The following is a 6,690-nucleotide window of genomic DNA, read 5'->3' as shown; positions in this document are numbered from 1 at the left end:
GTTCAATGGCCGACTTCGCGCCTGCCGGCGCTCCTACAGGGGCACGGAGACGGGTGCGCTCGCGGAGAATGTAGGAGCGGCGGCGGCCGCGAAGGCTGCGGGTCCATTGGGTGCTGCGCTTGGTCAATGGCCGACTTCGCGCCTGCCGGCGCTCCTACAGGGGCACGGAGACGGGTGCGCTCGCGGTGAATGTAGGAGCGGCGGCAGCCGCGAAGGGGGCGCGCGGCGAGTGACGGGGTCGCGGGGGATCGACGCGGCTTTCGCGCCTGCCGGCGCTCCTACAGGAAGCGTCGCGGGCTGGTGGCACGGCACCCTGTAGGCGCGGCGGCAGCCGCGAACGAGGGCTCAAGAAGCGTCCGGCTCGATCCCCATTGCCTGCAGCCTCGCGTAGGTGCCGCCGCGGGCGATCAGCTCGGCGTGCGTGCCGCGCTCGACGATACGGCCGGCCTCCATCACCAGGATCTGGTCGGCCTTCTCGATCGTCGACAGCCGGTGTGCGATCACGATCGTCGTCCGCCCCTCCATCAGGCGTTCGATCGCTGCCTGGATGAGCCGCTCCGACTCGGTATCCAGCGCGGAGGTCGCCTCGTCCAGGATCAGGATGGGCGCGTTCTTCAGCAGCGCGCGCGCGATCGCCAGGCGCTGGCGCTGGCCTCCGGAGAGCAGCACGCCGTTCTCGCCGATCTCGGTGTCGAAGCCCTGCGGCAGGCGGTCGATGAACTCGCGCGCGTTGGCGGCCTCTGCGGCGGCGATGATCTCGTCGCGGCTGGCGCCGGCGAGCTCGCCGTAGGCAATGTTCTGCGCCACCGTGCCGTTGAACAGCGTGACCTGCTGGGTGACGAGCGCGATGTGGTGGCGCAGGTTGGCGAGCGTGTAGTCCTCCACGGCCACGCCATCGACCAGCAGCCGGCCCTCGTCGTGCTGGTAGAAGCGCGGGATGAGGTTGGCAAGGGTGGACTTGCCGCTGCCCGACTTGCCGACCAGCGCGATCATCTGGCCGGGCTCGGCCTGGAAGTCGATGCCATGCAGCGCGCGCCCTTCCGCCCCCGGGTAGCCGAAGCCCAGGCCCTGGGCCTCGACACGGCCGGCGATGCGTGCGCGCTCGACCGTGCCGCCGTCGGGCTCGGGCGCCTCGTCGAGCTGCTCGAAGATGCTGTCGGCCGCGGCCACGCCGCGCTGGATGCGCGCGCTGACGCCCCCCAGCAGCTGGATCGCGCGTGGCAGCAGGCCGGCGGCGGTGATGTAGGCGACCACGTCGCCGGCCGAGGCGTCGCCGCGCACCTTGAGCACCGTAAACAGCAGCAGGCCCATCGACGAATACACGATCAGGTGCATCAGCGCCGAGAAGGTCTCCTGCGTGCGCACCATCTTGAGCTGGCGCCTGGTGTTGTGGGTGCTGGCGTCGCGGAAGCGCGCGCGCTCGTAGTCCTCGCCGCCGAAGCTGCGCACCACGCGGTAACCCTGGATGGTCTCGGAGGCGACGTGGGTGACCTCGCCCATCGAGGTCTGGATGTTCTTCGACAGGCGGCGGAACTTGCGGCTGGCGTTGGACACCAGCCAGGCGATCGCCGGCAGCACGACGAGCAGGGTCAGCGTCAGGCGCCAGTTCATCCACAGCAGGTAGCTCAGCAGCGCGATGACGGTGAGGCCCTCGCGGAACAGGATCTTGACCGCGTCGGTGGCCGCGTCGGTGACCATCGACACGTTGTAGGTGATCTTGGAGACGAGGTGGCCGGAGTTGTTGGCGTCGTAGAAGCGGTTGGGCAGCACCAGGAAGCTGCCGAAGAGCTGGGAGCGCAGGTCGTGGATGAGGCCGAGCGAGACGCGCGAGATGCCGTAGTTGCCGAGGAAGGTACCGAGGCCTTCGACCAGCGCGATGGCGACGATCATGGCCGGGATCGCGAAGATCAGATCGAGCGCGTCCAGCCAGGGCAGGCCGGTGGCGATCGGCGCATCGGGTTCGGCGAGGCCGTCGATGAAGTACTTGAGTACGCTCGCCAGCCCCGCCTTGCAGGCGCCCGCGATGGCGAAGCCGAGGATGCTGAGCGCGAAGTAGCCGAGGAAGGGCCGGGTGTAGCCGAGCAGGCGGACGTAGACCTTCATGCTGCTTGCGACGGGCTTCTCCGCAGCGGGCGCTACGGCCGCGGCGCCGGGGGCAGGGGAGGCGGACGAGCCGGGGTTCGGTGCGGAGCTCATCGCGCGCAATGACACGGAGCGGCGGCAGGGAGGAGGCGGCGCGCCACGGCCATCAGTGCGCCTCGTCCCAGTTGTCGCCCGCGCCGACCTCCACCAGCAGCGGCACCTTCAGCTCGGCGACGCCGCCCATCCGCTTGGGCAGCTCGCTGCGGATGGTGTCGAGCTCGCCCTTGGGCACCTCCAGCACCAGCTCGTCGTGCACCTGCAGCACCAGCTTCGACTTCAGGCCCGACGAGGCCAGCCAGGCATCGGTCGCGATCATCGCCCGCTTGATCAGGTCGGCGGCCGTGCCCTGCATCGGCGCGTTGATCGCCGCACGCTCGGCGCCGGCGCGACGGCCGGCCTGGCTGGCGCGGATGTCGGGCAGGTAGAGGCGGCGGCCGAAGACGGTTTCCACAAAGCCCTGCTCGCGCGCCTCGATGCGAGTGCGCTCCATGTAGTCGGCGACGCCGGGGTAGCGCGCGAAGTAGCGGTCGATCCAGGCCTGCGCCGCGGCGCGCTCGATGCCGAGGTTCTTGGCCAGGCCGTGTGCGCTCATGCCGTAGATGAGGCCGAAGTTGATCACCTTGGCGTAGCGGCGCTGTTCGCTGCTGACCTCGGCGGGCGCCACGCCGAAGACCTCGCCGGCGGTGGCGCGGTGCACGTCCTCGCCTTTCGCGAAGGCCTCGAGCAGGCGGGCGTCGTCCGACAGGTGGGCCATGATGCGCAGCTCGATCTGCGAGTAGTCGGCCGAGACGATGAGGTGCTCGCGCGGCGCGATGAAGGCGGCGCGGATGCGGCGGCCTTCGGGCGTGCGGATCGGGATGTTCTGCAGGTTGGGCTCGGAACTCGACAGCCGGCCGGTGACGGCGGTGGCCTGCGAGAAGCTGGTGTGCACGCGGCCGGTGCGCGGATTGACCATGCGCGGCAGCTTGTCGGCGTAGGTGCTCTTCAACTTGGACAGGCTGCGGTGCTCGAGCAGCAATTTGGGGAGCGGGTAGTCCTCGGCGAGCTTCTCCAGCACCTCTTCGTCGGTGGAGGGCTGGCCGGTGGCGGTCTTCTTGACCACCGGCAGACCGAGCTTGCCGAACAGGATCTCGCCGAGCTGCTTGGGCGAGCCGAGGTTGAAGGGCTGGCCGGCGAGCGTGTGCGCCTCGCCTTCGAGCGCGTGCAGGCGGCGGCCGAGCTCCTCGGAGTGCTGGCTGAGCAGGAAGGGGTCGATCAGCACCCCGGTGCGCTCCATGCGCTGCAGCACGCCGAGCACCGGCATCTCGAGCTCGCAGTAGAGTGCGTCGAGCTGCGGCAGGGCCTGGAGCTGCGGGTAGAGCTGGCGGTGCAGGCGCAGCGTGACGTCGGCGTCCTCGGCCGCGTATTCAGTGGCGCGCGCCACGTCCACCTCGTCGAAGCCGATCTGCTTGGCGCCCTTGCCGCAGACATCCGCATAAGGGATCGTCGTGAGGCCGAGGTGGCGCTTGGCGAGCGAATCCATGTCGTGCGGCTTGTCGCTCTCGAGCACGTAGGACTCTAGCAGGGTGTCGTGCACGATGCCGCCGAGCCGGATGCCGTGGTTGGCGAGCACGTGGGCGTCGTACTTGAGGTTCTGGCCGAGCTTGGCGTGCGCATCGGACTCCAGCCAGGGCCGGAGCTTTTCCAGCACCTCGTCCAGAGGCAGTTGCGCCGGGGCATCGGCCGCGCGGTGCGCCAGCGGCAGGTAGGCCGCCTCGCCCGGCTCGACCGCGAACGACATCCCCACCAGCTTCGCCGCCATCGGGTCGAGGCTGGTGGTCTCGGTGTCGAAGGCGGTGAGCGCGGCGGCGGAGATCTTCGCCAGCCAGGTGTCGAAGGTGGACCAGTCGAGGATGGAGAGATAGACCGGATAGACCGGGGTCAGGTCTTTCATTTGCTCATCCGCAGTCACCGCGGACGCTCCCCCTGGTCCGGAGGCCCCGGAAATCGGGCTCTGTCCCCTAATTCCTTCCCATGTAGGAGCGGCGGAAGCCGCGAACGCGCTAGCATCCCGTGTTGACCCGAACCGGCGCGAATCCGTGGCCGCCTTCGAGGCCGCCACGCTCTCCGCCCCGCCATCCAGATCCTTCAGCCACGACTTGAACTCGAAGCGCTCGTACAGCGCCCGCAGCGCAGCCTTGTCGTCCTCGCGCGCAGGCAGCTCGTCCAAGCCTACAGGCAGCTCCACATCCGTCGCCACCGTCACCAGCCTCTTGCCGAGCGGCAGGAAGTCCAGGTGCCGGCGCAGGTTCTCGCCCACCTTGCCGCCCACCTTGTCGGCGTTGGCGACCAGGTTGTCGAGGGTGCCGTACTCGGTCAGCCACTTCACCGCAGTCTTGGGGCCGCACTTCTCCACGCCCGGCACGTTGTCCACCGTGTCGCCGACCAGCGCGAGGTAGTCGACGATGCGCTCGGGCGGCACGCCGAACTTGGCCTCCACGCCGGCCTCGTCCAGCACTTCCTCGCTCATCGTGTTGACCCAGCGCACGCCGGGGCGCACGAGCTGGGTGAGGTCCTTGTCGCCGGTCGAGATCACCACCTCCCAGCCGCGCTCGTGCGCCAGCCGCGTCAAGGTGCCGATGACGTCGTCGGCTTCCACGCCCTCGACCGACAGCAGCGGCCAGCCCTCGGCCTGCACCGCCTCGTGCAGCGGCGCGATCTGCGCGCGCAGGTCGTCGGGCATGGGCGGGCGGTGCGACTTGTATTCGGGATACCAGTCGTCGCGGAAGGTCTTGCCCTTGGCGTCGAAGACGCAGGCGCGAAATTCTGCCTTGTAGTCGCTTTCCAGCCGCCTTAGCATCGACAGCACCCCCCGGATCGCGCCCGTGGGCTCGCCTTTGGCATTGCGCAGGTCGGGCAGGGCGTGGAAGGCGCGGTAGAGGTAGCTGGAGCCGTCTACGAGCAGCAGGGTGGGCATTCCGAATCCTAGAGAACAACAACATGACCGCGAAAGACAAACTCCCCCGCAGCGTGCCCGACAGCAGCGCGCCGCGCTTCAACGCGCGCGAATCCTGGCGGATCTTCGGGATTATGGCAGAGTTCGTGGAGGCGACCGAACGCCTGGCCGCGATCCGCCCCGCGGTCTCGATCTTCGGCAGCGCGCGTACGCCGCCCGACCACATGTACTACATGCTCACCGAAAAGATCGCCCGCCTGCTGTCGGATTCGGGCTTCGCGGTGATCTCGGGCGGCGGCCCGGGCATCATGGAGGCGGCCAACAAGGGCGCCTTCTTCGGCAAGAGCCCGTCGGTCGGTCTCAACATCCAGCTGCCGCTGGAGCAGGCCGCCAACCCCTACCAGGACATCTCGCAGACCTTCCAGCACTTCTTCGCGCGCAAGTTCATGTTCGTGAAGTTCGCCGCCGCCTACGTGGTGATGCCGGGCGGCTTCGGCACGCTCGACGAGTTGCTCGAGGCGATGACGCTGGTGCAGACGAAGAAGAGCCGCAAGATCCCGATCATCCTGGTGCATCGTCCATTCTGGCAGGGGCTGCTGGACTGGCTGCGCGACCGCCTGGTGGCCGAAGGCATGATCAACCCGGAAGACCTCGACCTGGTGCAGGTGATCGACGAGCCCGAGGAGGTGGTCGAGGCGATCTTCAAGCACTACGAGCGGCGTGGTTTCCAGCCTCTGCCGGCGGAGCGGGAGATGATGCTGAATCTTTGAGTGGGGTCAGGTCTTTCATTTGCTCATTCGAACGCCCCAGAATGAGCCTGAAGACCTTCGCGCCAGAAGGCGGGCCAGGTCCTGCAATGAGCAAATGAAAGACCTGACCCCCCGACCCCCCGACCCCGGCTAGAATTGCAGCATCTTCCGGAGAACATCATGCGTCGCACCCTGATCGCCCTGTTGCTGGCCACCGCCGCGCCGGCCTTCGCCCAGCAGCCCGCGAACCTCGAACCGATCCCCGAGCCGCCGCCGATGCCCGCCGAGGGCGCGGCCGACGAGCCCGAGGTCACCATCGTCAAGCGCGGCGAGGACACGGTCACCGAGTACCGCATGCGCGGCAAGCTCTACATGGTCAAGGTCACGCCGCCGCACGGCGTTCCCTACTACCTGATCGACAAGGAAGGCAACGGCCAGATGGTGCGCCACGACGGCACGCCCGAGCTCGCCGTGCCGATGTGGGTGATCAAGTCCTGGTGAGCACGACCGCCGCACCGCTGGTGCGCAGCTTTGCCCCGCAGTTCCGCGCCGACGCGCGCGTGCTGGTGCTCGGCAGCATGCCGGGCACGGCCTCGCTCGCCGCCGCGCAGTATTACGCGCATCCGCGCAACGCCTTCTGGCCGATCATGGGCGCGCTCTTCGGCGCCGGGCCGGAGCTCCCCTACGCGCAGCGGCTGGAGCGCCTCGCCTCCGCCGGCGTCGCGCTGTGGGACGTCATCGGCCGCTGCGAGCGCGCCGGCAGCCTGGACAGCGCGATCGCACCCGCCAGCATCGAGGCCAACGACTTCGCCGGCCTCTTCGCCGCCTGCCCCGGCATCGACCACGTCTTCTTCAACGGCGCCG

The 6,690-nt window shown here is 68.8% G+C and carries 5 protein-coding genes; 3 read left to right on the top strand and 2 right to left on the bottom strand.

Translation table 11 applies throughout. From position 1 onward, the window contains the following. Window positions 1-345 precede the first annotated feature (345 nt). Window positions 346-2,103, bottom strand: a complete 1,758-nt coding sequence (gene msbA, locus C667_RS18790) for a lipid A export permease/ATP-binding protein MsbA (protein ID WP_004376042.1) — start codon at window positions 2,101-2,103, stop codon at window positions 346-348. Window positions 2,104-2,248: 145 nt separating this feature from the next. After that, on the bottom strand, window positions 2,249-5,098 hold the full coding sequence (gene polA / locus C667_RS18785) for a DNA polymerase I (RefSeq protein ID WP_004376039.1): 2,850 nt from the start codon (window positions 5,096-5,098) through the stop codon (window positions 2,249-2,251). Between the two features lie 23 nt (window positions 5,099-5,121). Between polA and C667_RS18780 the strand changes: the two genes are divergently transcribed. The 3 genes from C667_RS18780 to C667_RS18770 all read left to right on the top strand — a co-directional run. Then, window positions 5,122-5,847: an LOG family protein gene (locus C667_RS18780; RefSeq protein WP_004376035.1), complete on the top strand. Its 726-nt coding sequence runs from the start codon at window positions 5,122-5,124 to the stop codon at window positions 5,845-5,847. Between the two features lie 159 nt (window positions 5,848-6,006). Next, window positions 6,007-6,327 (top strand): DUF2782 domain-containing protein, encoded by a 321-nt coding sequence (locus tag C667_RS18775; RefSeq protein WP_004376031.1) that lies wholly within the window; start codon window positions 6,007-6,009, stop codon window positions 6,325-6,327. After that, the coding region (locus C667_RS18770) for a DNA-deoxyinosine glycosylase (RefSeq protein ID WP_004376028.1) at window positions 6,324-6,690 on the top strand (367 nt) is incomplete at its 3' end. The genes C667_RS18775 and C667_RS18770, both read left to right, overlap by 4 nt.

It is taken from the genome of Thauera phenylacetica B4P, from assembly GCF_000310225.1.
Lineage (GTDB): Bacteria > Pseudomonadota > Gammaproteobacteria > Burkholderiales > Rhodocyclaceae > Thauera > Thauera phenylacetica.
Note: the sequence above shows the minus strand (reverse complement) of the source record. Positions and strands in the feature narration are given on the sequence as shown.

What these genes read in the sequence shown, in the direction of transcription:
- msbA (WP_004376042.1), bottom strand. Translation starts at nt 2,103, where the DNA reads ATGAAGGTCTACGTCCGCCTGCTCGGCTACACCCGGCCCTTCCTCGGC.
- polA (WP_004376039.1), bottom strand. Translation starts at nt 5,098, where the DNA reads ATGCCCACCCTGCTGCTCGTAGACGGCTCCAGCTACCTCTACCGCGCC.
- C667_RS18780 (WP_004376035.1), top strand. Translation starts at nt 5,122, where the DNA reads ATGACCGCGAAAGACAAACTCCCCCGCAGCGTGCCCGACAGCAGCGCG.
- C667_RS18775 (WP_004376031.1), top strand. Translation starts at nt 6,007, where the DNA reads ATGCGTCGCACCCTGATCGCCCTGTTGCTGGCCACCGCCGCGCCGGCC.